The organism is Acuticoccus sp. I52.16.1, assembly GCF_022865125.1.
Lineage (GTDB): Bacteria > Pseudomonadota > Alphaproteobacteria > Rhizobiales > Amorphaceae > Acuticoccus.
In genome coordinates this window covers 482,823-507,275 of the sequence record NZ_CP094828.1, presented here as the reverse complement: position 1 = coordinate 507,275, position 24,453 = coordinate 482,823, and the positions used below count along the sequence as shown (strand labels likewise).

General features: G+C 68.6%; 22 protein-coding genes and 1 tRNA gene. 14 read left to right on the top strand and 9 right to left on the bottom strand.

The genetic code is table 11. The features are described from left to right. Nucleotides 1–4: 4 nt before the first annotated feature. Nucleotides 5–1,153, bottom strand: a complete 1,149-nt coding sequence (locus MRB58_RS02345; RefSeq protein ID WP_244780042.1) for a fumarylacetoacetate hydrolase family protein — start codon at nucleotides 1,151–1,153, stop codon at nucleotides 5–7. Nucleotides 1,154–1,509: 356 nt separating this feature from the next. Between MRB58_RS02345 and MRB58_RS02340 the strand changes: the two genes are divergently transcribed. The 7 genes from MRB58_RS02340 (at nucleotide 1,510) to MRB58_RS02310 (ending at nucleotide 7,627) form a co-directional block, all read left to right on the top strand. Beyond that, a tRNA-Ser gene (locus MRB58_RS02340) sits at nucleotides 1,510–1,599 on the top strand. A gap of 374 nt (nucleotides 1,600–1,973) precedes the next feature. Beyond that, nucleotides 1,974–2,912, top strand: coding sequence for an ABC transporter permease (locus MRB58_RS02335; protein ID WP_244780040.1), 939 nt, complete (start codon nucleotides 1,974–1,976; stop codon nucleotides 2,910–2,912). Further along, nucleotides 2,912–3,784 (top strand): ABC transporter permease, encoded by an 873-nt coding sequence (locus tag MRB58_RS02330; protein WP_244780039.1) that lies wholly within the window; start codon nucleotides 2,912–2,914, stop codon nucleotides 3,782–3,784. Before MRB58_RS02335 ends, MRB58_RS02330 begins: the two co-directional genes overlap by 1 nt. Further along, nucleotides 3,781–5,331 carry an ABC transporter substrate-binding protein gene (locus MRB58_RS02325; protein ID WP_244780037.1) on the top strand — a complete coding sequence of 517 codons (1,551 nt, stop codon included), beginning with the start codon at nucleotides 3,781–3,783 and terminating at the stop codon, nucleotides 5,329–5,331. The genes MRB58_RS02330 and MRB58_RS02325 overlap by 4 nt, the downstream gene beginning before the upstream one ends. Nucleotides 5,332–5,387: 56 nt before the next feature. Continuing rightward, nucleotides 5,388–6,008, top strand: coding sequence for a hypothetical protein (locus MRB58_RS02320; protein ID WP_244780035.1), 621 nt, complete (start codon nucleotides 5,388–5,390; stop codon nucleotides 6,006–6,008). Continuing rightward, nucleotides 6,005–6,625 (top strand): hypothetical protein, encoded by a 621-nt coding sequence (locus MRB58_RS02315; protein WP_244780033.1) that lies wholly within the window; start codon nucleotides 6,005–6,007, stop codon nucleotides 6,623–6,625. Before MRB58_RS02320 ends, MRB58_RS02315 begins: the two co-directional genes overlap by 4 nt. A gap of 99 nt (nucleotides 6,626–6,724) precedes the next feature. Next, nucleotides 6,725–7,627 carry an O-methyltransferase gene (locus tag MRB58_RS02310; protein ID WP_244780032.1) on the top strand — a complete coding sequence of 301 codons (903 nt, stop codon included), beginning with the start codon at nucleotides 6,725–6,727 and terminating at the stop codon, nucleotides 7,625–7,627. A 13-nt stretch (nucleotides 7,628–7,640) separates the two neighbouring features. On the opposite strand, the gene MRB58_RS02305 is transcribed toward MRB58_RS02310, so the two are convergent. The 3 genes from MRB58_RS02305 to MRB58_RS02295 are packed head-to-tail and all read right to left on the bottom strand — an operon-like array spanning nucleotide 7,641 to nucleotide 12,124. Then, on the bottom strand, nucleotides 7,641–8,981 hold the full coding sequence (locus tag MRB58_RS02305) for a lyase family protein (protein WP_244780030.1): 1,341 nt from the start codon (nucleotides 8,979–8,981) through the stop codon (nucleotides 7,641–7,643). 9 nt (nucleotides 8,982–8,990) lie between these two features. Then, nucleotides 8,991–9,974 (bottom strand): TAXI family TRAP transporter solute-binding subunit, encoded by a 984-nt coding sequence (locus MRB58_RS02300; protein WP_244780029.1) that lies wholly within the window; start codon nucleotides 9,972–9,974, stop codon nucleotides 8,991–8,993. 38 nt (nucleotides 9,975–10,012) lie between these two features. Then, nucleotides 10,013–12,124, bottom strand: a complete 2,112-nt coding sequence (locus MRB58_RS02295) for a TRAP transporter fused permease subunit (protein ID WP_244780028.1) — start codon at nucleotides 12,122–12,124, stop codon at nucleotides 10,013–10,015. A gap of 134 nt (nucleotides 12,125–12,258) precedes the next feature. Between MRB58_RS02295 and MRB58_RS02290 the strand changes: the two genes are divergently transcribed. The 6 genes from MRB58_RS02290 to MRB58_RS02265 all read left to right on the top strand — a co-directional run bounded on the left by MRB58_RS02290 (nucleotide 12,259) and on the right by MRB58_RS02265 (nucleotide 19,077). After that, on the top strand, nucleotides 12,259–12,975 hold the full coding sequence (locus MRB58_RS02290) for a GntR family transcriptional regulator (protein WP_244780026.1): 717 nt from the start codon (nucleotides 12,259–12,261) through the stop codon (nucleotides 12,973–12,975). Nucleotides 12,976–13,425: 450 nt separating this feature from the next. After that, a complete protein-coding gene (locus MRB58_RS02285; RefSeq protein WP_244780024.1) occupies nucleotides 13,426–13,890 on the top strand; it encodes a ubiquinol-cytochrome c reductase iron-sulfur subunit in 465 nt (154 codons plus the stop codon). Nucleotides 13,891–13,995: 105 nt separating this feature from the next. Beyond that, the gene (locus tag MRB58_RS02280) at nucleotides 13,996–15,735 is read left to right on the top strand and encodes a PQQ-dependent dehydrogenase, methanol/ethanol family (protein WP_244780023.1); all 1,740 of its coding nucleotides are present in this window, start codon (nucleotides 13,996–13,998) and stop codon (nucleotides 15,733–15,735) included. Next, nucleotides 15,732–16,220: a hypothetical protein gene (locus MRB58_RS02275; protein WP_244780021.1), complete on the top strand. Its 489-nt coding sequence runs from the start codon at nucleotides 15,732–15,734 to the stop codon at nucleotides 16,218–16,220. Before MRB58_RS02280 ends, MRB58_RS02275 begins: the two co-directional genes overlap by 4 nt. A gap of 67 nt (nucleotides 16,221–16,287) precedes the next feature. Continuing rightward, entirely contained in the window at nucleotides 16,288–16,740 is a 453-nt protein-coding gene (locus MRB58_RS02270; RefSeq protein WP_244780019.1) for a (2Fe-2S)-binding protein, read from the top strand. A gap of 3 nt (nucleotides 16,741–16,743) precedes the next feature. Continuing rightward, complete coding sequence (locus MRB58_RS02265; RefSeq protein WP_244780018.1) at nucleotides 16,744–19,077, top strand: xanthine dehydrogenase family protein molybdopterin-binding subunit; 2,334 nt, start codon at nucleotides 16,744–16,746, stop codon at nucleotides 19,075–19,077. A gap of 72 nt (nucleotides 19,078–19,149) precedes the next feature. Here MRB58_RS02265 and MRB58_RS02260 read toward each other — a convergent pair whose 3' ends face one another. Further along, nucleotides 19,150–19,797 carry a TetR/AcrR family transcriptional regulator gene (locus MRB58_RS02260; RefSeq protein WP_244780017.1) on the bottom strand — a complete coding sequence of 216 codons (648 nt, stop codon included), beginning with the start codon at nucleotides 19,795–19,797 and terminating at the stop codon, nucleotides 19,150–19,152. A gap of 132 nt (nucleotides 19,798–19,929) precedes the next feature. Between MRB58_RS02260 and MRB58_RS02255 the strand changes: the two genes are divergently transcribed. Then, nucleotides 19,930–20,499 carry a carboxymuconolactone decarboxylase family protein gene (locus tag MRB58_RS02255; protein WP_244780016.1) on the top strand — a complete coding sequence of 190 codons (570 nt, stop codon included), beginning with the start codon at nucleotides 19,930–19,932 and terminating at the stop codon, nucleotides 20,497–20,499. 50 nt (nucleotides 20,500–20,549) lie between these two features. Here MRB58_RS02255 and MRB58_RS02250 read toward each other — a convergent pair whose 3' ends face one another. From MRB58_RS02250 to MRB58_RS02235, 4 genes are all read right to left on the bottom strand, one after another. Then, nucleotides 20,550–21,830: a TRAP transporter large permease gene (locus MRB58_RS02250; RefSeq protein WP_244780015.1), complete on the bottom strand. Its 1,281-nt coding sequence runs from the start codon at nucleotides 21,828–21,830 to the stop codon at nucleotides 20,550–20,552. Between the two features lie 2 nt (nucleotides 21,831–21,832). After that, nucleotides 21,833–22,363 carry a TRAP transporter small permease gene (locus MRB58_RS02245; protein WP_244780014.1) on the bottom strand — a complete coding sequence of 177 codons (531 nt, stop codon included), beginning with the start codon at nucleotides 22,361–22,363 and terminating at the stop codon, nucleotides 21,833–21,835. A 75-nt stretch (nucleotides 22,364–22,438) separates the two neighbouring features. Next, nucleotides 22,439–23,434 carry a TRAP transporter substrate-binding protein gene (locus MRB58_RS02240; protein ID WP_244780013.1) on the bottom strand — a complete coding sequence of 332 codons (996 nt, stop codon included), beginning with the start codon at nucleotides 23,432–23,434 and terminating at the stop codon, nucleotides 22,439–22,441. A 150-nt stretch (nucleotides 23,435–23,584) separates the two neighbouring features. Then, nucleotides 23,585–24,310: a GntR family transcriptional regulator gene (locus MRB58_RS02235; protein ID WP_244780012.1), complete on the bottom strand. Its 726-nt coding sequence runs from the start codon at nucleotides 24,308–24,310 to the stop codon at nucleotides 23,585–23,587. Nucleotides 24,311–24,453 lie beyond the last annotated feature (143 nt).

The window sequence follows — 24,453 nt, the reverse complement described above, 5'->3', positions numbered from 1 at the left end:
GCGATCACAGCAGCCCGCGGCCGGCGAGGTTGGCCATCAGCTCGCGCAGACCGAAGGTCCAGGGCGGTGCCTCGGTGGAGTAGGCGACGGTGTTGGTCAGCGCACCCAGCGCCGCCGTCTCGATCGTCACGACGTCGCCCACGTGGTGGGTGAAGCCCTGGCCGGGCGCGTCGCGATCCTCCACCGGCGCGAACATCGTGCCGAGGTAGAGCACCAGGCCGTCCGGGTACTGGTGGTGCCGGCCGATGGTGGCGGCGGCCAGCTCCTCCGGCGACCGGCTGATCTTGCGCATGGACGACGAGCCGGAGAGCGTGAACCCGTCCGTCCCCTCGACCGTGAGCGCCACCTCGGCGGCGGCGACGTCCTGCGGCCCGAAGCCGTCGTCGTAGAGGCGGATGAAGGGGCCGAGGGAGGCCGAGGCGTTGTTGTCCTTCGCCTTGCCGAGCAACAGACCGGACCGCCCCTCGACGTCGCGCAGGTTGACGTCGTTGCCGAGCGTGGCGCCGACGATCGCCCCGTCCGAGCGGATCACGACGACGATCTCCGGTTCCGGATTGTTCCACGACGAGATCGGGTGGAGGCCGACGAAGGCGCCCGGCCCCACGGCGCTCATCGGCTGCGCCTTGGTGAAGATCTCCGCGTCCGGCCCGATGCCGACCTCGAGGTACTGCGACCACGCGTTCTTGGCGATCAGCGCCTCCTTGAGGGCCATCGCCTGATCCGAGCCGGGCTTGAGTGCCGAGAGATCCGTGCCGATGACCGCGGTGATCTCCGTGCGCAGCGCCGCGGCCTTGGAGAGGTCGCCGCGCGCCTGCTCCTCGATGACGCGCTCCATGAGACTGGCCACGAACGTCACCCCGGAGGCCTTGATGGCGTGGAGGTCGACCGGCGCGAGGAGCCATGGCGCCGACGGATCGCGCTCGGCCTCGACGTGGGCGAGGAGGGTGGCGAGATCGCCGATCGGCTCGCCGGCCGCCGCCTTGACGACGCCGGCCGGGTCGTCCGCCTCGGTGATGTCGCGCACGGTGGGGGTGGCTTTGCTGGTGATGTCGATCACGACGCCATCGCGCACGGTGACGACGGAGGGACCGATCCCGGGGCGGAAGGCGCGCCCCAGGAGGGTGGCGCGCGGGTCTCGAGGCGCGTGCGACATGGTTGGGATCTCCCTTGAACGTTTCGGTATCGAGCTTTTGCCGCAAGCTGCACCGAATGAGGAGCTTTGGTAACCCCGTCGCCCTTGCAAGCCACAGCGTGTCCGCCGCCCGCGTCGGCAATGCCGCCCGGCGGCGCGCCACGGGGGCAATTCGGGTCTCCTGTCATCGCCGGATGGGAGGCCCCGACGCGGCGCGAACCGGCCGGGCGGCCCGGATCGGCGGCTGTCTCGCGGGCGGCTTTCCCGCCCGGCGGGCCACGGCGACAGGCCGGGGAGAGGGTGAGGCAAAATCGGTCTGTGAACCGATCAAAAGCACCTTGCCGAAGCCGATCGGGATGATTAGGTTGCGCCGCACTGGAGAGGTGCCGGAGCGGTCGAACGGGGCGGTCTCGAAAACCGTTGACCCCTCACGGGGTCCCAGGGTTCGAATCCCTGTCTCTCCGCCATTCAGCCTTCCGCACACATCCCAACCCGTCGAACCTGCCGCGAATACCGCCGACGGGCGATGCCGCCGTCCGGCCTCGGCCGGTCGATGACCGAGCCCCGAAGTGATCGAGCCCAGAAGTGGACGGGCGTAATCTCCCAGCTGGAACGCCGTCCGGACCGCCCGTAGGGCGCGTCGGCGACGCCGCACGACCGGTTCGGCGCGGTCTCGCACGGCTTCAGCGGGGAGTGCTGCGGCAATTAGAACTATACAATGTAGAATTATCGACCTGTTCTAAGTTATTGGTCGCGGATTTTCCCGATTTTCTCGGGCCGTGACAAACGATCTGCGATCCTGTAGCGGACGTTTGGTGATCAATATTTCCGCTCTCGGCACATGATTGCGTCCATTCTCCGTCGGATCTTGTTTGCGGCCGGGTTACTGGCGGCCGTCTCCGTCTGCGGGTTCGCGCTGTTGCAGCTCATGCCGGGCGACTTCGCCGAGACGCTGCTGATGGCGCAGATGGACGGCGAGGTGCCGAGCGCGGCCGCGCTCGCCCGCTTCTCGGCGGAGCACGGGTTCGACGATCCGCTGCCGATGCAGTATCTGCGCTGGCTGGGCGGGATGGTGACCGGCGATGTCGGCGTCTCGCTGATGACCGGCGAGCCGGTCGGCCGCGAGGTCGTGCTTCGCCTTGGCAACTCGCTGATCCTCGCGGTGGGCGCGCTCGTCCTGTCCTTCGCCGTCGCGGTGCCGGTGGCGCTGTTGTCGGCCCGCTATCCGGGCAGCATCGTCGACCGGGTGAGCCGCATCCTCGCCGTGCTCGGCATGTCTATTCCGAATTTCTGGTTTGCGCTCCTCCTCGCGCTCGTCTTCTCGCTGGCGCTCGGCTGGCTGCCTTCGTCCGGCTACGGCACGTTCCAGCACGCGATTCTGCCGACGGTCGTCATCGGCACCTCGATCTGCGGCGTCACCACACGATACATCCGCAGCCTGCTCCTCGACGAAAACGGCAAGCCCTACATGCGCACCGCGCTCGCCAAGGGCCTGTCGCCGATGGGCGCGCTCGTCCACCATGCCGGGCCCAACGTCCTGCCGGCCGTCCTCACCTTGGCCGGTTTGCAGTTCGCGCGCATCTTCGACGGCGTGATCATCGTCGAGACGATGTTCGCCTGGCCCGGAATCGGCCGGCTCCTGGTCGAGTCCATCCTCAACCGCGACTTCCCGCTGATCCAGGCGACCTTCCTCGTCATCGCCGTCGCCTATGTCGTGACGAACCTCCTCGTCGATTGCGCGATCGCGGCGGCCGATCCGCGCGTGCGGGAGATCGTCTGATGCGCGCTGGTCTCCGCGGCGGCGCTCGGCCTGCGTGGCGGGGCGGACGGCCGGGCGCGCTCGCTCTCACGCTCGCCGCGGCGGTGTTGCTCGTGGCGGCGGCGCCGCTCCTCGCGCCGCACGACCCGAACTCGACCGATATCCTGAACCGCCTCGCCCCGCCGAGCCTCGACTTCCCCCTCGGCACCGACGCCATGGGACGCTGCCTGCTGAGCCGTCTCCTCTACGGGGCGAGGCTGACGATCACGGTCGCGTTCGTCGTCGTCGCCGCCGCCGCCGCCGTCGGCACGCTGGTCGGCCTCGCGGCAGGCTATCTCGGCGGGACACTGGACCGCGCCGCGATGCGCATCGTCGAGGGGGTCTCGGTCTTTCCCGTCCTCGCGGTCGCACTCGTGCTCGCCGGGACGCTCGGCATCGGTCTCACCGCCGTCATGATCGCACTCGCGGCGGTGCACTGGACCGAGTACGCCCGCGTGGTGCGCAACATGACGATGGTGGAGCGTGCCAAGCCCTACGTCTTGGCGGCCCACGCCATCGGCGCGCCGGGCCGTCACATCGTCTTTCGCCATCTCCTGCCGAACGTTTGTGGGCCGCTTCTCGTCCTCGGCGCCTACTCGCTCTCCTTCGTCATCCTCGCGGTCGCCGGGCTGTCCTTCCTCGGCCTCGGTGTCGAGCCCGGCACGGCGGAGTGGGGGCGCATGATCGCCGAAGCGCGCAACCACATGCGCTCCTATCCCCGGCTCGTCATCGTGCCGGGCTTCTCGATCATGGCGTTCGTCATCCTCGTGAACCTGTTCGGCGACGCGCTCGGCGATCGCTGGCGCGTCGACCGCGTCCTTCGACCCGGTCCCAGCATAGGAAATTCCGCATGACCCTTTGGCGACGCACGCTGTTTGCCCTGTTGGCAGGCACGACGCTGTTCTGCGCTCCCGCCCACGCCCAGGAGGCGACCGGCGATGGCGAAACCCTGGTGGTCGGCACCATGTGGGAATCGCTCCCCCTGGCGATGGCGCCCCGCCGCAGCCGCTTCTTCAACGAGAGCGAGATCCTCGATACGCTGGTCAAGCTCGACTACGACATGAACCTCGTGCCGGGCCTCGCGACCGCGTGGGAGCACGTGTCGCCGACCGTGTGGCGCTTCACGCTGCGCGAAGGCGTCGTCTTCCATGACGGCACGGCGCTCGACGCCGCCGCGGTGAAGGCCTCGCTGGAGCATGTCGTGGCGCTCCTGCCCTATGCCGCCGATCTCCTCAATATCGAGCGCATGGAGGCCATCGACCCGCTGACGCTCGAGATCGAGACCACCGAGCCATTCGCGGCGCTCCCGAACCAGCTCACCGATGCGATCACCGTGATCTATGCCGCATCCTCGTTCGATGCGGACGGCAAGTTCGTGAAGCCCGTCGGCACCGGGCCGTGGGTGTTCGTCGACTACGTGAAGCAGGATCGCACGGTCGTCGAGCGCTTCGACGACTATTGGGGGGAGCCGCCGGCGCTGGAGCGGATCGTCTATCGCTACATCCCCGACCACAACGCCCGCACGCTGGCGCTGGAGACCGGCGAGATCGACTTTGCGACCAACCTGCCCCCCGCGGAAGCGGTGCGCCTGCGGCAAGAGGCCGAGTTCGAGGTCTTTGCCGAACCGACGTCCGGTCTCTTCTACGGCGCGTTCAACACCGCGGGCGACACGCCGCTGGCCGACCGCCGGGTGCGCCTGGCGCTCAACGCCCTGGTCGACCGTGAGATCCTGGTCAAGGGTGCGCTCGACGGGATCGGCGAGCCGGCATGGCAGTTCTTTGGCCCGCAGTTCGCCTGGGTGCCGGACGGCGTGACACCCTACGAGGTGGACCGCGAAGCCGCTGCCGCACTCCTCGAAGAGGCGGGCTATCGCAAAGAGGACGGTCGATGGATGAAGGACGGCGAGCCGCTGACGCTCCGCATCCTCTCCTATACGAGCCGCACCGAAATGGCCTCGATCACCGAGGCTCTGGCGGCCCTTCTCGCCAGGGAGGGCATCGGCAGCGAGATGCAGCTCTTCACCTGGGAAGGCATGCTCGACCTCGTGCGCAAGGGGGAATACGACATCTCCGTCGTGTTCTGGACCCCGGAGATGACCGGTCATCCGGACCTGCACCTGAAGTCGCAGTTCCACTCCGCTGCGGAGATGAACTACCAGGGCTGGGCCAATGGGCGCTTCGATGCGCTGGTCGACGAGGGCCGCACCCTCGACCCCGGACCGGCGTGGGACGACACCTACCGTGAGGCGTTGCAGATCCTCCAGGACGACGCGCCGATCATCCCGCTGGTGCACAACGTCTACCTCGTCGCGACGAGCGACGACGTGACCGGGTACCGCGTCCACCCGTCCGGCTTCTTCTTCGACTTCAAGAACGTCGCGAAGGCGCCGAGCGCCGACTGACCGCGACCAGCGGGGGCGCCGCCGTCCCCGCTCCGCCGCGCCAATGGGGAGACGAGATGATGGGCCGCTGCCTCTTCCTGAGGCCGATCAAGGGGGCCGGCGGAGACCTGCCGAGCATCCTGGGCTTCGTCGACGACGCCGACGAAGTGCCGCACTATGAGCTGCATGAGGTCGCGCTCGGACGGTACGCCGCGCTGCTGCTGCCGGCGCATCTCGACCAGCGCTATTTCGGCGAGATCCGGCCGCACATCGAGGCATTCCTCGACGGCGGCGGCACGCTCGTCTTCAACGGCCACGTCGCCCGGCCGATGCTGCCGGAGTTGGAGACCTTCGTGCCGCTGGCGCGGGTCGACCTCGCGCACCTCGAGGTGCACCGCCTCGTGCCCCACCCCGTGTTCGACGGGGTCGACATGACGGACCTCACCTTTCGCCGCGGCGTCGCAGGGTTCTACGCGCGCGGTCACAACCCGCCGCCGGCCGGGGCGGTCGCGCTCCTCGGCCTCGGTCCCGACCGCGTGCCGTGCGACTGGGTCTACGAGCGTCCCGCCGGCGGCCGCATCCTGATGCACGCCGGCAACGATCTGTGGATGTACGCCGGCGCGGACACCTCCGCCGCCCGGATCGTCCCGCAGCTGTGCGCCTGGGCGAGCGGCAGGCCGGCGGGAGCGACGGCATGAACCGGATTGCGGCGCTTGACGCCGGAACCTACTACCACCACCGCACCCTCTACGAAGACCGCTACCGCACCGCCTTCGACGAGATCATCTACGCGCCGCGGCTCGATGAAGCCGATTTGTCTGCGCTCGACGTCCTCATCGTCTCGTGCCGGACCGATCCGGCGGTGCTCGTGCCGCAGCGGCGGACCATCGCGGACTTCCTCGCCGCAGGCGGCACGGTCGTCGCGATGGGCTCGACCGGGCCGCACCAGTGGCTTCCGGGCGTGGTCTGGCACGACACGGAGACGAACTTCTGGTGGTGGAAGGAGGGCGGGTCGCTGGGTCTCGCGATCGCGGCGCCGGACCATCCCCTCTTTCGCGCGATCTCGCTGGACGACGCCACGTGGCACTATCACGGCTACTTCGAGCCGCCTGCCGGTGCCGTGCCGCTGATCTCGGCGGAGGGGCGCGGTCCGATCCTGTACGAGGACCGGGTGACGACGGCCGGCGCGATGATCGTGACCTCGCTCGATCCGATGTACCATCACGGCAGCCACTTCATGCCGGCGACGACGCGCTTCCTCGACGGCTTCCTGCCCTTCCTGAGAACGTACGAGGGTCGCACCCGGCGGGCCTAGGTCGCGCCGCGCGTCGGCGCCCGTCCGCCCGCACGCCTTGTCCATCGAGCGAGAGCCGCGCTTAATGGGGCGCCTGATCAACATGCGCCGCGAGACGACATGATGCTGAAGGCGTGGAAGCGCATCGGAACGCACCTCGATCGGCGGAAGAAGGCGGCTTTTCTCGGCGATCTGCAACGACGCGGCTTCCCGGCGGCGCTGGTTTGTCCGACGACCTACCTCGTGACGCGACGCGCCGACGCCCAGACCGTGCGCGTCTCGGCGGCGGCGGAAGCACGCCGCGCGGAGATCGCCGCGACCCCCGGAGAGCCGATCGAGATCATATATTCCCCCAAGCCCGGATCGGCGCGGAACTGCGAGCGTCCCGCCGAAGGCGCGAGGCTCCTGTTCAGCTACGACCGCGTCGCGCACACTGGCAAGGACGCCAAATGGTGCACGTTCTTGTTGCTGTGCGCGCGAGAAAGCCGGGCGAGAACCGTGGTCGAGTTGGGCGCGTGCGCCGGGATTTCGGCCTACTATCTCGCCTCGGCGCCCTCCGTCGAGCGATTGGTCACGGTCGAAGGGTCGGCGGCCTTGGCCGCCATCGCGAGGGAGACGTTGCGTCCGGTCGCGGATCGAGCCGACGTCCACAACGGCCTCTTCGACGATGCGCTCGACCGGCTACTGCCCGGTCTCGGAGAGGTCGATTTCGCATATATCGACGGTCACCATGAGAGCGTCGCGACCATGCACTATTTTCGGCGGATGAAACCCCGTCTCGCAAAGGGCGCGTGGGTTCTCTTCGACGATATTTCGTGGTCGAGCGACATGCGCGACGGTTGGAATGCGATCGTCGCCATGCCCGGATTCTCGCACTGCGTCGACTACGGGACCGTCGGGGTCTGTCTCTGGAGCGGCGAAGACACGGTCGGCCGGGTCTGGGATCTTCGTTCGATCTCCGGGCACACGGCGATCGGGTCTCCCCACGGGTGGGGCCTCGACGCCGGATCCGTCGCCGACTGACGCCGCGTGCCGGTCAGGCCGCCGGCGCGAGCGGGGTGACGCGGGCGAGGACGGCGTCGATCATCGCGTCCTGCGCGCCGAGGCTGGCTTCGGTGTCGAAGACGGCGGCGGGGAGGGGGTGACCGCCGGCGGCGGCGACCTCGGCGAGGGCGCGGCCCGTGGTGCTCGCCTCGTGGCACAGGGTATGGAGGATGGTGTGGGCGCGGACGCGACCATGCTCGGCGGAGAGCGCCATCATCGCCGCCTCGGCATGGATCAGCCCGCCGGTGACATCGAGGTTGGCGGCCATTCGCGCGGTGTCGACCTCCAGCCCGGTGAGCAGCTCCGCGGCCAGCGTGGCCGCCCCCGCCGTCAGCCGTGCGGCGTCGACGATCGCGGCGCGCTCCATGTAGGAGGTGGCGATGCCGCGATCCTGGTCTTGCGTCATCGCCTCGAGCCCGGCGGCGGGGAGGGCGCGCGTGCGCCGCGCCGCCTCGACGATCGCCTCGGACATCACCGGGTTTCGCTTCTGCGGCATGGTCGACGAGCTGCCGCGTCCGTCGGAATAGGGCTCGCGCAGCTCGGCGACCTCGCTTGCCATCAGGAAGGTGATGTCACCCGCCAGCTTGGCGAGTGCGGCGCCGGCGGCGGCGAAGGCGTAGAGCGCATCGGCGTAGCGGTCGCGGCTGACGTGCCAGGTGATGGCGGGCTCGGCGAGACCGAGCCGGCGGGCGAGGCCGTGGCGCACCGCCGGCCCCTGCGCCCCGAGCGCCGACAGGGTGCCGACCGCGCCGCCGAACTGCAACGTCGCGCACGCGCCGAGCGCGGCGGAGAGCCGCTCGATGCGGCGCAGAAGCTGATCGAGCCACACCGCGCAGCGGTAGCCGAAGGTGATCGGCGCGGCGTGTTGCAGCTTGGAGCGCCCGGCCATCGGCGTGCGCCGGTGCGTGTCGGCGTGGCGCGCGAGGGTGGCGCACACCCCGTCCAGCGGGGCGAGCACGTCCGGCGCGGCGGCCTTCAGCTGCAACGAGAGGGCGGTGTCCATGGCGTCCTGCGAGGTGGTGCCATAGTGCAGCCACTCGCCCGCCGCGCCGGCCTTGTGCGCCAGCATGGCGACCAGCGGGACGATGGCGTAGCCGACCCGCGCCGCACCTTCCCGCAACGCCTCCCGGTCGACGTTTTCCAGCCGGCAGACGGCGACCAGCGTCGCCGCCGCCTCGGACGGGATGACGCCGAGCGCCCCCTGGACCTCGGCCAGGGCGCGCTCGAACATCAGATAGGCCTCGATCGTCGAGGGTTCGTCGAACCGGGTCGCCACGCACTCGTGCCCGGACGTGGCCGCGATCAGGCCCTCGGCGATCGTCGTCGCAACCATGGACGGGCCTTAATCGGCCGGCTTGATGGCGGCGGGGACGTCGAGGCCGATCTCTTCGTAATATTTCGCCGCTCCCGGGTGCAGCGGGATGAACGTGTTCTGCGTGATGTTCTCGGCGGTGGTGTCCTTCGCCGCGGCGTGGGTCGCCTTCAGCGTCGCGTTGTTCTCGAGGATCGCCTTGGTGATGTCGTAGGCGAGGGAGTCGGGCATGGAATCGTCGACGACGACGAAGTTCCACATCGCCGCCGTCTCGAGCGGCGTGTCGACCGACTTGTAGGTACTCGCCGGAATCGTGAAGGCGACGGCCGACGGGTTGGCCTCCAGGATCTTGTCGCGCGTCGCCTCGTCCATCCCGAAGATCGTCACGTCCTGGGTCGTCTCCAGTTCGGAGAAGGAGGGATGCGGAATGCCGCCGGCGAGGATGAAGGCGTCGAGGCGCCCGTCGGCGAGCTGGCTCGACTGGTCGCTGGAGCTGCCGTACTGCAGGTTGGCGTCGATCCCCATCGATTCCAGCCAACGCACCCAGTAGGTGCCGCCGGTCCCGGCGCGCGGTCCGGAGCCGACGCGCTTGCCGTCGAGGTCTTCCAGAGCGCCGATGCCGCTCGACTTCAGCGCAATCATCTGGAACGGGGTCGGATACATGGCGACGAGCGCGCGCAGCCCCTCGTACTCGACGCCGGGCGCCAGCTCTGAGGTGCCCTCCATCGCCTCGAAGGCGGGGCCGGAGGTGGTGAGGCCGATCTCGGTCTGCCCGCCGTTGAGCAGGATGAGGTTCTGCGGCGGTCCCTGCGTCTGGCGGGTGGAGGTCGGAATTCCGACCGCGTCGGTGATGATCTTGGCGAGACCCTCGCCGTAGACCGCGTAGACGCCGCCGGGGGAGGCGGTGCCGATGGTCATGGAGCTGGGCCGGTCCTGCGCACTTGCCGGAACGGCGAGGGCGAGCAGGGCGGCGGCCGCGGCACCGATGGTGAGACGCCGTTTCAGTGTGGTCATGGGTGTCCTCCTTCTCGTGGGTTGGTCTTGGCTCTTGATCAGGCCAATCGGGCGGCGCCGGCGCGATGGCGGCACCAGACGACGAGGCCGGCCGCGAGGGCGAGGCCGGCGGCGTCGGTGGCAAGGTTCGCCGTCAGCAGCAGGACGCCGGCCGCGAGTGCGATCGCCCGCTCCACCGGGCCGATCGGCCCGAACAGGTACGCCTCGCTGGCGGTGGCGAAGAGGTAGACGGCGACGAGCGCCAAAGCGAACACGGCGAGGGTGCCGCCCCACCCGCCGAGGAGCAGGATCTCGGGGCTGGTGTAGAACATGTAGGGCAGCAGGAAGGCCGCGAGACCGAAGCGCATCGCCCGCACCGACGTCGCCCACGGTTTGCCGCCGGAGAGCGCGGAAGCCGCGAATGCCGCGATCGCTACCGGTGGCGTGATCGCCGAGATCACCGCGCAGTAGAAGACGAACATGTGCGCCGCCAGCGGGGCGACGCCCATCTGCTGCAACGCCGGCGCGACGACGGACGCGGCGATCGCATAGGCCGCCGTCGTCGGCATGCCCATCCCCAGGATGATGGAGATGAGCATCGCCAGGATGAAGGCGACGAAGGTGCTTTCGCCGGCGATATCCAACAGTACGGAGGAGAAGCGGCCGCTGAGCCCCGTCAGCCCGAGCACGCCGACCACGATGCCCGCGCACGCCATCACCGCGATGAGCTGCAGCGACTTGCGCGTCGTGTCGGACAGGCCGGTGACGCAGGTGCGCGCCAGCACCGGCGCGACCCGCCACGAGCCCCGCCCCGTCGCCACCGCCGCGACCACCATCACCGCCGCGCTGACGAGACTGGCGAAGAGGCTCGCCATGTTGACCGCGACCCCGGAGAGCGGCGCCACCGTGTAGAGCACCAGCGGCACGACGAGGACGGCCGAGTGCAGCCGCAGCTCCCGCCCCAGCATCACCAGCACGGTCGACACCAGGCCCCAAGTGCCGGCGGCGATGATGGAGTAGCCGGTGAGCAGGAGGTACAGCAGGACGTAGAGCGGCAGCAGCAGGAAGACGTCGCCCCGAAGCGAGGCGAAGCGGGGCAGGTCCCGGCGGGCCATGCCGTGGATGGCGTTGCGCTGGGCGTGCTTGTCCACGTTGACGAACACCGCGGCGTAGAAGAGGAGGCACGGCAGCGCCGCGGCGAGGATGATCTCGGCATAGGGGATGCCCGTGATCTCGGCCATGATGAAGGCGCCGGCGCCCATCACCGGCGGGACGAGCTGGCCACCGGAGGACGAGGTCGCCTCGATGGCGCCGGCGTCCTCCTTGCTGTAGCCGAGGCGGCGCATCAGCGGGATCGTGAACGTGCCGGACGCGACGACGTTGGCGACGGCCGAACCCGAGATCGTTCCGAAGAAGAGGCCGGAGAAGACGGAGACCTTGCCGGGCCCGCCGCGCATCTGCCCGAAGCAGGCCATGGCCACGCGCATGAAATACTCGCCCACGCCCGAGGCCTGGAGGAACACCGCGAACGCCACGAAGATGATGATGTAGCGCGACGAGGCGGCCACCGTCAGGCCGAAGATCGCGTCCTGGCTGTAGAGGAAGGAGAAGGCGTTCGCCGTCTGAAACCCGCTATGGTGCAGGATGCCTGGGAGCAGCGGGCCGAGGAAGATGTAGGAAATGAAGACCAGCGCGATCAGCGGCAGGATCAGTCCCGACGTGCGCCGCGCGAACTCCAGGACGACGATCGTGCCGATCACACCGCAGGCGAAGTCGCCCGGTGTGGTGATCACCCCGGCGCGCATCAGCAGCATGTCGAGGTTGACGCCGACGTAGATCGTGCACCCCAGGGCGGCGAGCGCGAGGAGGATGTCCCAGGGGTAGATCCGGTCGATCCGCTCGAAGCGAAAGCCGCGCAGGGTGACGAAGGCGATGATCGCGCCGAGATTGACGTGCAGGACGCGGTACATCCACTCGTCGATCGCCCAGAAGTTCAGCACCGCGAGGTGGAACAGCGCGTAGAGGCACGAGGCGACGACGACGAGGCGCGTCAGCGTGCGACCGAGCCGGCGGTCGTCTCCCTCCGAATCGTACTGGCTCGCCTGTTCGACGGCGCCGCCCGCCGTGGCGTCTCCGGCGACGGAGTCCGAGCCGTGACGAGTGGTCTGCATCTCCCCTCCCAGGGTCGTACCGATGGCGTGGCGCCGGAACTTGTTCGAACAAGTTTTCTTGTTCGGACACTAGAGGCCGCCGCGCTCCTATGTCAAGACTGGTGGCGACGAGCTCGGGAGGCACGGGAACCAAGATGAGGCGGTCGGACCAGGTCGCGCAGGACATGATCGAGGCCTTCCGGCGCGGTGCGTATGCCATCGGCGACGCGCTGCCGCCCGAGGCGGAGCTGTGCCGTCGGTTCAAGGTCAGCCGGGCGACCGTCCGCACGGCGTTGTCGCAGCTCCAGGGGCTGGGCCTGGTCCACCGTCACCAGGGCGCGGCGACGCGGGTGATGGCGACGGAGATCGCCCCGATCTACGTCCACTCGATGCACGCCGCGGGCGACCTGATGAACTTCGCCGGCCCGACGGTGCGCAAGGTCCACCACATCGAGCCGATGATCGCCGACGAGGAGTTCGCCGCCGAGCTGGACAACCGGCCGGGCCGGCGCTGGGTTCGCGTCGGTCAGACGCGCCACGTGCTGGGTCAGGACGTGCCGGTCGCGTGGACCGACGTCTACATCGCGCACGAATACGGCGACATCGCCGACGAGGTGCCCGCCTACGGCAACCTCGTCTACACGCTCCTGGAGAAGCGCCACGGGGTGATCACCAAGGAGATCCGCCAGAGCATCGTGGCGACGAACCTGTCGCAGGCGATGGCCACCGTGCTGTGCGCCGAACCGGGCGAGAGCGCGCTGAAGCTGACACGCCGCTACATCGACATGCAGGACACCTGCTCGCTGGTGGCGATCAGCACGCTGCCGTCGCCGTCCTTCTGCTACGAAATCACGCTGCGACGGCAGGCCTAGCGGTCTCCGCCGGCGAACGGTGGGCGGTGGAGGCGTGCCTCCGGGCCATAGGATCGCGCTATGGCCGGTCGGCGATCGCGCGTCCGGGAGCGGGCGGCGAAGGTGAAGTCCGGCGGGTCAGTAAACCTTTGGGTCAAGCACGGCTTGCGACCAAAGTGCTGCACGGAACCTGACTAATAATAAGAATAATGTGCCTTCGAGTTGCCATGGTGCAGGTTTAACCTCTGAGCCAATAACAAAAGGCACCGGCGGAACGACGCCGGACGCGGCACCGGCGCGCCGCGGCCTGATAAACGCGTGGAGGAGAGGCCTGTGGTTGAAAAGCCCGACCGGGGACCTGGATCCCACGGTCCGACGAGGCGCACCCTCGTCGTCGGCGGTACGGCACTTTCAGCGTCCGCCCTCATGCCCGGCGGGGCCGCTCTGGCGGCCGGCGGCAAGCCCGATCGAATGCCGCTCCAGGCCGGGGACCGCATCCTGCTGCGCGACGGCCCGGACAAGGGAAAGCTCCTGTCGGCGGACATGCTGACGCCCGGTGCGCAGGGGGTCGAGGCCTTCCCGTTCGACCCGGTGGCCGAGGTCGAGCGCAGCCGATACCGCCTCAACCGCATCGTCGTGGTGCGTCTCGACGAAGGCGAGATGTCCGAGGACACCCGCGCGATGTCGGCCGACGGCGTGCTCGTCTACTCGGCGATCTGCACCCACCAGGGGTGCACCATCGCCAACTGGGTCCCCGAGACCCGCCATTTCAAATGCTTCTGTCATTTGTCCGAATTCGCCGCGCTCGAGAGCGGCGAGGTTCGCGGCGGCCCCGCGCGCCGGCAACTGCCGATGGTGCCCGTCACCATCGACGCCGACGGCTACGTCGTCGCGACCGACGGTTTCACCGCCAAACCGGGCGGTGCCAAGACCTGAGGCCGGAGCCGCGTTTCATCGCCCCGACCCATTGGGCAACGCAATAGCGTTGCTCCCGATAACGCGCGCCGATCACGACGCGCGGCCAAGGATTTGGAGGAACGCATGAGGCGATTGCTTTCGATCGTCGCCGCCGCCGGATGGGCTCTGTCCGGCGCCGCGAGCGCACAGACCTACAATGCCGTCACCGACCAGCGGCTCAGCAACCCGGAGCCAGGCAACTGGTTGCAGTTCCGCGGCAACTACGCCGGGTGGGGCTACAGCCCGCTCGATGAGATCACGCCCGACAACGTCTCCCGCCTGCGCCCGGTCTGGACCTATTCCACCGGGGTCACCGAGGGGCACCAGGCCGCCCCGGTCGTCAACGACGGCATGATGTTCGTCTCCACCCCGCAGAACCAGATCCTCGCCTTCGAGGCGGCGACCGGCAAGGAGCTGTGGCGCTATGTGCGCGCGCTGCCGGACGACCTCTTCCAGCTGCACCCGACCAATCGCGGCGTCGGCCTCTACGGCGACAAGGTCTACATGGCGACGGTCGACGCCTATGTCGTCGCGCTGGACGCGACGACGGGCGAGGTCGTCTGGGAGACCGAGATCGGCGACTACACCGACGGCTACTACTCCACGCTGTCGCCGCTGGTGGCGGACGGCAAGGTGGTCGTCGGCGTCTCGGGCGGCGAGTTCGGCATCCGCGGCTACATCACCGCGCTCGACGCCGAGACCGGTGCCGAGGCGTGGAAGACCTACACCGTGCCCGAGCCTGGCGAGCCCGGCTCCGAGACCTGGAAGGGCGACGCCTGGAAGACCGGCGGCGGCTCGATCTGGATGCAGGGCAACTACGATCCGGAGGGCAAGATCGCCTACTTCGGCACCGGCAACGGCGGCCCGTGGATGCCCGACACCCGGCCCGGCGACAACCTCTATACGACCTCCGTCGTCGCCATCGACATGCAAAACGGCGAGATCATCGGCCACCACCAGTACCACTGGAACGACGCCTGGGACTGGGACGAAGTCTCCGCACCGCTCCTGATCGACTACGAGAAGGACGGCCAGCCGGTGAAGGGTCTCGTCCACGCCGGGCGCAACGGCTACCTGTGGGAGATGGCCCGCTCGCCGGAGGGGCCGATCAAGTTCGTCTCCGGCCAGCCGTTCGTGCGGCAGAACGTGTTCACCGGCCTCGACGAGAGCGGCCGGCCGAGCTACGACCCGTCCAAGACGCCGGGCACGGACAAGACGGTCACCTTCTGTCCCAGCCTGTGGGGCGGCAAGGATTGGCCGCCGGAGGCCTACAGCCCCGACACCGGCCTCTTCTACATCCCCTCGCACGAGAACCTGTGCTCCGAGCTGGGCGGCGCGCCGATGGAGGCCCGCGAGCCGGGCGAACTGTGGATCGGCGTCCCGCTCGACGTGATCCTCTCCTCGCTGCGCTTCCACGAGAGCGTCGACACCTCGCAGCCGGTGCCGATCGGCAAGTTGCAGGCGTGGGACCTCGCCAAGGGAGAGCTGGCCTGGGAGCACTCCTTCATGGATACGGCCTACTGGGGCCCGATCCTGACCACGAAGGGCGGGCTGGTCTTCACCGGCGGAACCCAGGACCGCAAGTTCCACGCCTTCGACGCCGAGACCGGTGACCTCGTCTGGGAATTCCCGACCAACTCCGGCATCACCGGCGTTCCGTCCTCGTTCGAGGTGGACGGCAAGCAATATATCGCGGTGCAGTCGGGCTGGGGCGTCGATTCGGAGCGGATGCGCGCGCTCCTCGAGGACATGTTGCCCGAGGGCCGCGTGCCGGAGGTGCCGCAGGGTGGCGTCGTGTGGGTCTTCGCGCTGGACGACGCGTGATGCGCCCCGTCGGCAGCCTCGCGGCCGGGATCGCTTTCGTCGCAGGGCTCATCGTGCTGTCCGCGACGCATGGAATTGCGGCCCCGGCGGACCTGCCACGGACGGAGGACGAGCTGGCGCGCACCGTGACGCGGGCCATCGAGGGGCGGGACTACGACACGTTCGAAGCGATGGTGTTCTGGAAGGACGCGGGCAAGATCAAGAAACGGATCGTCGCCTTCCAGATCCGCAGCGGCCTGGGCCGCAAGGTGCGCAGCGTCGCGATCGAGCCCTTCGACCCGCACAAGCTGGACGCTCTCCTCGCCGACGGCCGGCACGCGGTGAACCTCGACGTCACGCATCTCGTGCGGGTGGTCTACGACGAGCCCCGCTCGGCGGTGACGGGCAAGCCGCCGACGTCGGTCTTCCTCGCCGGGCGCAAGGACGACGCCTTCCGCATCGCGCTGGTGGTGCGAACCTTCGAGGACGACGACGACGACGATTGATCGAAGGCCGCGGCGCCGGCGCCGCGGCCTTTTTCGGGTCCCGACAACAACGACAGGGGGAAACCAGATGGCGACCATCACACTCAACGGCGTCGAGACCGAGATCGACGCGCCGCCGGACATGCCGCTGCTGTGGGCCATCCGCGACATCGTCGGCCTGACGGGGTCGAAGTATGGCTGCGGCGCGGGATTGTGCGGCGCCTGCACCGTCCACGTCGACGGGGTGGCGACCCGCAGCTGCGTGACCTCGCTGGAGGCGGTGGAGGGGGCCGCGGTCACCACCATCGAGGGCCTCTCGGAGGACGGCAGCCACCCGGTGCAGGTCGCCTGGCGCGAGCTGAACGTGCCGCAATGCGGCTTCTGCCAGGCCGGGCAGATCATGCAGGCGGTCAGCCTGTTGAACGAGACGCCGAACCCGTCCGACGAGGAGATCTACGCCTCGATGTCCGGGAACGTGTGCCGCTGCGGGTGCTACCAGCGCATCGTCGCGGCCGTGCGCCAAGCATCCACGGGGGCCTGAGTCATGCGCCATTTCCTCGACGACCCGAACGAGATCCCGGCGCGGCCGCGGATCTTCGACGTCAGCCGTCGCCGCTTCCTGGGTATCGCCGCCGGCGGTTTCGCGCTCGCCGCCTTCGCCGGGCCCGCGCGCGCCTTCGCCCCCTACAAGACCGGTGGCGAGGACATGCCGCACGGCCTCGTGACCGACCCGTCCGTGTTCGTCACCATCGACGCGGACGGTACCGTCACCATCGTCGCGCACCGCTCCGAGATGGGCACCGGCTCGCGCACCTCGCTGCCGATGGTCCTGGCCGACGAGATGGGCGCCGACTGGGAGAAGGTGAAGATCGTCCAGGCACCGGGCGACGAGCCCAAGTACGGCAACCAGGACACCGACGGGTCGCGCTCCATGCGCCACCACATCCAGTCGATGCGGCAGATGGGCGCCACGATGCGCTTCATGCTGGAGAAGGCCGCCGCCGCCACCTGGGACGTGCCGATGGCGGAGGTGAACACCGGCGTCCACGAGGTGACGCATGCGCCGAGCGGTCGCCGTGCGGGCTTCGGCGAGCTGGCCGAGCGGCTGACGCAAGAGCAGCAGCCGGACATGCCGTATGTCTCGGTTCCCTCGTTCGACGAGCTGACCTTCCGCGACGAGAGCGAGTTCCGCTACATCGGCAAGGGCAACGTGCCGATCGTCGACCTGTTCGACATCACCACCGGCAAGGCCGTCTACGGCGCCGACGTGACGCTGCCGGGTATGAAGTTCGCCGCGATCGCCCGCCCGCCCGTCGTCGGCGGTCGGCCGCTGCGCTACGACGACAGCGCCGCGCGCCAGGTGCCGGGGGTCGAGACGGTGCTGGGCCTCGAGGGCTCGACCCCGCCGGCCAAGTTCGCGCCGCTGGGCGGGATCGCGGTGATCGCCGGGAACACCTGGGCTGCGATCCAGGGCCGCGACCTCCTCGAGATCGAGTGGGACGACGGCAAGAACGGCGACTATGACAGCGCCGCCTTCACACAGGCCATGCGCGAGACCGCCGCCAAGCCCGGCAAGGTGATGCGCGAGAAAGGCGACGTCGACGCCGCCTTCGCCAACGCCGCCAAGACCTTCGCCGCCGAATATTCCCAGGCGCACATGGCGCATATTCCGATGGAGCCGCCGGTCGCCATCGCCTCGGTCAAGGACGGCAAGGTGGAGATCTGGGCGCCGGTCCAGAGCCCCTACGGCACCCGGACCGACGTTGCCGCCGCGCTCAAGATGAGCCCGGACGACGTCACCGTGCATGTGACGCTCCTGGGCGGCGGCTTCGGCCGCAAGTCCAAGTGCGACTTCGTCATCGAGGCGGCGCTGCTGTCGCGCATGGTGGGTGCGCCGGTGCGCGTGCAGTGGACCCGCGAGGACGACGTCAAGCACTCGTTCTACCACACCACCTCGGTGGAGCGGATCGAGGTGGCGCTCGATGCGGCCGGCAAGGTGACGGGGTGGAAGCACAACTCGGTCGCACCGTCGATCCTGTCGACCTTCGCGCCCGATTCGGGGCATCAGTTCCCCATCGAGGCGGGGATGGGCCACGTCGATATGCCGTTCGACATCGCCAACGTGCGGGCCGACAACGGCGAGGCCTTCGCCCACACCCGCATCGGCTGGTTCCGCTCGGTCTCGAACGTGCCGCGGGCGTTCGCGGTGCAATCCTTCGCCGCCGAGCTCGCCGACGAGCTGGGGCGGGACCAGAAGGAGGTGCTCCTGGAGCTGATCGGCCCGGCGCGCAAGCTCGATCCGAAGGCCGAAGGCTTCCCCGAGGACTTCTGGAACTACGGCGAGGTCTACGACAACTATCCGATCGACACCGGCCGGCTGTCCCATGCGCTGGAGGTCGCCGCCGACGCGATCGGTTGGGGCAGGGCGCTGCCGGAGGGGGAGGGCATCGGCCTCGCCGTCCACCGCAGCTTCGTGACCTACATCGGCTGCGCGGTGCGCACCAAGATCGTCGACGGGCGGATCACGGTGCCGGAGACGCACTTCGCGGTCGACTGCGGTTTCGCGGCCAATCCGGAGCGGATCCGCTCGCAGATGGAGGGCGCCGCGGTCATGGGCATGACGCTGGCGCTGTTCAGCGGCATCACCTACGAGAACGGTCGTGTGATGCAGAACAACTTCTACGACTACGACGTCGTGCGGGCCGACAACTTCCCCGCCGACGTGTCGGTCCACATCGTGGCGAACCCGTTCTCGGTGCATGCCGCGGGCGTGGGCGAGCCGGGGGTGCCACCGTTCGCCCCGGCGCTGGCGAACGCGGTGTTCAATGCCACCGGCAAGCGGCTGCGGGACATGCCCTTCGGCGACACGCTCGCCTGAGCCGGGAGCTGCGACCGGTTCCCCGCCTCCTCCCGCGAGACTGCCCGCGTACCTTCCGGTGCGCGGGCTTTTTCATGCGCCGCCGGCCCGGCCGGGCTGGCGCTCGCGCGGCGGCGGGCGGGAGGCGGGCGGCCCCTCGATCCGGCCCAGCTCGTCGGCGAGGTCCCGGCACAGCTCCGCCATGCGGGCGGGGTCGGTCTCGCGCTGCGCCTGCACCTTCAGGCCGAAAATATAGACCTGGAGGCGGCGTGCGATCCGCTCGGCGTCGGCATCGGGCGGGATCTCGCCGGCGGCCTGTGCCCGGCGGACCGCGTCGGCGAGGCGGGCCTGGATCGTGTCGAGGTGGTCCTTGACGGCCGCGCGAAGGTCCTCGTCCTGCGAGACCTCGAGCAGCGACTTCACCAGCATGCAGGCGCTCGACGGGCGATCGCCCGGTGCGAGGTTGGCGAGCGAGACGAGGTGGCCGCGCAGGGCCTCCAGCGGCGAGGCCGCCGCGTCCAGCAAGGCGTCGAGGTCCTTGGCCATGCGCGCGCAGTATCGCTCGAGCGTCGCCCGGAACAGCGCCTCCTTGCTCTGGAAGGCGGCGTAGATCGAGCCGGGCTTCATCTTCAGCGCGCCTTCGAGATCCTTCAGCGACGTCGCGTGATAGCCCTTGAGCCAGAACAGCGTCATCGCGGCGTCCAGCGCCTGGTCGCGGTCATAGGAAGCGGTGCGTGCCATGGGGCGAAGGTAGTCGATCGGACGCGGGCTCGACAGCCCCGTGGTGAAATTATTGAGCGATCACTCAACCGTGATTTGAGCGATCGCTCAATAATGGTGATGTCTCCCCCACCCAAGTTTCAGGAGACGACCATGACAAAGCTCGACCGATACGACGAGGCGACCGCGCCGGAGGGCTCGCTGCCGCTGATCGAGCGGTCCCGCAAGGCGTTCGGCCGGCTGCCGGGGCTGCACTCGGTGATGGCCGGCTCGCCCGCGCTGCTCGAAGGCTATCAGGTGCTGCACCGGCTCTTCGCCGAGGCGACGGCCTTCGACGCCGAGGAGAAGACCGTCGTGTGGCAGACCATCAACGTCTACCATTCCTGTCACTACTGCGTGCCGGCCCACACCGGGATCGCCAAGATGATGGGCGTGAGCGACGAGATCTCCACCGCGCTGCGCGACGAGACACCGCTGCCGAGCGAGAAGCTGGAGGCGCTGCGGACCTTCACGCTGGCGATGGTCGAGAGCCGCGGCAACCCGACCGACGAAGAGCTTCAGGCCTTCTACGATGCCGGCTACGGGCAGCGGCAGGTGCTCGACGTCATCCTCGGCATCGCACAGAAGGTGATGAGCAACTACACCAACCACATCGCCGAGACCCCGGTCGACGCGCCGATGCAGAAGTTCGCCTGGACCAAGGCGGGCGCGAAGGCCGCCTGAGACGCCGGAGCCGGGAGGCCGGTGACGGCCGGCCTCCCGATCCCGGCACGTCAGTCGTACAGCGACGGCAGCCAGAGCGAGATCGCCGGGACGTAGGTGACGAGGAACAGCGCCACGAGGATGGCGAGGTAGAACGGCCAGATCGTCTTCAGCGCGTCCTCGATCTTGATGCGGCCCACCGCGCAGCCGACGAAGAGGCAGGTTCCGACCGGCGGGGTACACAGGCCGAGGCCGAGGTTGATCAGCAGCATGATGCCGAACTGCGTCGGGTCCATGCCGAGACCCTTGGCGATCGGCAGGAAGATCGGCGTGCAGATCAGGATGAGCGCCGCCATGTCCATGATCATCCCCAGGATCAGCAGGATGACGTTGATCATGAGCAGGATGATGATGGGGTTGTCGGACACGGTCAGCAGCAGGTCGCTCAGCGCCGCCGGCACCTGGTAGAGGGCCAGCAGGTAGGCGAACGAGCTGGCGAAGGCGATGAGGATCATGACCATCGCGGTGGTGCGCACCGAGCCGACGACCGACGCCACGAAGCCCGAGACGGTGAGGCTGCGGTAGTAGAAGGTCGTCAGCACCAGCGCGTAGATCGCGCCGAAGGCCCCCGATTCGGTGACCGTGAAGACGCCCGACAGCGTCCCACCGACGATGATGACCGCGGTGAAGAAGCCGGGGAGCGCGTCCGCCGCCGCCCGCGCCACCGCCCGCCAGCCCGGAAAGGGCTCGGCCGGGTAGTTGTGCTTGATGGCGATGATCCACGCCGCCACCGCGAGGCTGACGCACATGAGGATGCCCGGCAGCACGCCGGCGAGAAAGAGCTTCGACACCGAGATCCCGCCGCCGGCCGCCACCGCGAAGATGATCATGTTGTGGCTGGGCGGGATCACGATCCCCGCGATCGACGACGTGACCGTGACGTTGACCGCATAGTCCGCCCGGTAGCCGCGCTCCTTCATCACCGGGACGAGGAGGGAGCCGAGGGCGGAAATGTCGGCGATGGCGGAGCCGGAGATGCCGCCGAACAGCATCGAGGAGAAGATGTTCACCATCGCCAGGCCGCCCTTCATGTGGCCGACGAGGGCGGACGCCAGGCGCACGAGGCGCTGCGCGATGCCGCCGCGCAGCATGATCTCGCCGGCGAAGATGAAGAAGGGGATCGCCAGCAGCGAGAACACCGTCACGCCGGAGGTGGCGCGCTGGAAGGTGATCAGCATGGGGAAGCCTTCGTAGAAGAAGGCCGTGGCGGCGGCGATGCCCATCGCGAAGGCGACCGGCATGCCGATGACGATGCCGAGGGCGAAGGTTCCGAGGAGGAGGAGAAGCCCCAAGGTCAGTGCTCCGTTGCCGGCGGAGCCGGGTCGAACGACCGGAACCGCACCAGGCGCTGCACCGCGCGCAGGCCCGCGAAGAGGAAGACGAGCGCGCCGCAGGAGGTGATCGCCAGCGTGCGTACGCTCTCGGGCAGGTTCAGCATGGGAAGGCGCGTATCCCAGCCGAAGATCATCAGCGTGATTCCGGCGCTCAGCATCACCGCGCCGAACGCCGCCATCACGACGTCGACGAGGATGATCAGCACCTTCTGCACCACCGGCGGGGTGAGATCGCGAAAGAGGGTGACGCCGATGTGGGTGTTCTCACGGACCCCCGCGGCGGCGCCGAGGAAGACGATGTAGCAGATCAGCAGGAGCGCCAGCTGCTCGACCCAGGTGGGCGTCGCGTTGAGGACATAGCGCCCGAAGACGAGCCAGCCGAAGGTGATGACGAGGGTGACGAGGGCGAGCGAGGCGAGGGCGAGGCACAGCCACCGCACGCCGTCCAGCGCGCGGTCGACAAGCCCGTCGGTCCGGGAAGAAGGGGACATGGTCGCGATATCCGGGTGGGCGACAGCGTGGGGCGCCCGGCCGGCCAGCGGCGGGCGCCCGGCGAAACGCGACGGTCAGTCGGCGCTGCGCATCATCTCGACGAGGTCCGACAGGTCGGGATTGGCGGCGAGGAAGGCCTCGTAGACCGGTGCCATCGCCTCCTGGAAGGGGGCCTTGTCGGCGATGGTGTTGACCTCGGTGCCGCCGGCTTTGACGGTTTCCATGCTGGCCGCCTCGCGCTCGGCCCACAGCCCGCGCTGCAACTCGGCGCTGGCGCGGCCGGCCTCCTTCAGGATGGTCTGCTGGTCCGGCGTCAGCTTGTCCCAGGTCTTCAGGCTCATGCACAGGCACTCGGGGATGATGAGGTGCTCGGTGAGCGAGTAATATTTCGCGACCTCGTAGTGGTTCGTCGATTCGTAGGACGGCGGGTTGTTCTCCGCCCCGTCGACGACGCCGGTCTTGATCGACTGGTAGACTTCGCCGAAGGCCATCGGCGTCGCGTTCCCGTCCATCGACTCGACCATCTTGACGAAGAGGTCGTTGCTCATGACGCGGATCTTCAGGCCGTCGACGTCGGCCGGCGTGTTGATCGGGCGGACCGAGTTGTAGAAGGAGCGGGCGCCCGCGTCGTACCAGCCGAGGGCGACGATGCCGCGTTCGCGCATCCCTTCGCCGATCGCCTCGCCGACCTCGCCGTCCATCAGGCGGTGCATCTGCGGGATGCTCTTGAAGATGAAGGGGAGCGAGACGACGTTGGTGGCGTTCACGGCCTGGCCCATGGGGCCGAGGCTGAAGACGCCGAAGTCGATCACGCCGAGGCGCACCTGCTCGATCGCGTCGGGCTGATCGCCGAGCACGCCGTTGTGGTAGACGCGGCCGGTGATGGCGCCGTCGGTGCGCTCTTCGACCTCGTCGACGAACGCTTCCATGGCGATCGACACCGGGTAGTCCTCGACGTGGATGTTCCAGCCGCGCATGTCGGCAGCGCTCGCGGACGCGGTGAGCGCGAGGAGCGCAGAGCCGGCGAGAGTGCCGAGGGTGTGCGCCTTGAAGCGGTGCAGCAAAGCCATTCCATTCCTCCGATTATGATTGTGTCGCCCGCCGGTGAAGCGGGCCGGATGGCCGTCATTCCGTCCATCACAATGGATTACTAGTATGCTAGTTCGGGCAGTTGTCAACTCGCGGCTGTATCGGCGACGCTCCGGCGTCCGGTCGCCGGATCAGTCTTCGTCCGCCTCGAAGAAGTCCGCATTGGTCTGGCGCACGGCCTCGATCGTCGTATCGAGCCGGGTCAGATGCAGCATACCGACCGCCACTGCCCAGTCGACGTTGCCGGCTTTGACCGCCTTGGCCATGTCTTCATGGTCGATGATTAACTGGGGCATCCGCGCCTCGTTGGTGAGGCTGAGGATGCACAAGCGATCGACCTTCGCCTTCTCGACCGAGATCACGTCGTAGGCGTATGAAACCTGACCGATTTCGCACAATATCTTATGGAATTCGTAGTCCAGCCGCGCGAACGACTCGTAGTCGGTGTGCCGGAGGGCATCGCGCTGCTGGGCGAGCGCCGCGTCGAGGCGCAAGCCGCCGGCCTCGTCGCACGCCGCGGCGGCGCGGCGCAGCACCTCCGCCTCGACCGCGGCGCGGATGAAGCGGGATTTCTGAATCGCCTTGGCGGAGAAGCGCTTCACCGTGGTCGCGCGCTGCGGCCGCACCTGGACCAGGTCGAGCAGCGCCAGCCGGTTGAACGCGTCCCGCACCGGCTGACGCGATACGCCGAACCGCTGCGCGATCTCCGCCTCGGAAATCTTGTCGCCGGGGAGCAGGCGCAGCTTGATGATCTCGCCGTAGAGGCTGTCGACGATGTGTTCCACGCTGGTGCGCCCCTGGAGAGCGGCCGTTTGCGTCATCAATGAATCCCTCGTCCCCTGTCGCGCGGCGCCCACCTCGTGCCGTCCGCTCCGGCGCGGGCGCCGTCGCGGCCCTCGGCATGTGCCAGACTCTGGCCGGCTGTCCAACTTGGAATGCCGACCGCCGCTTGTTGTACCTGCGCATCTGGAATACTAGTAGCCCGAACAGCCGCACGGCA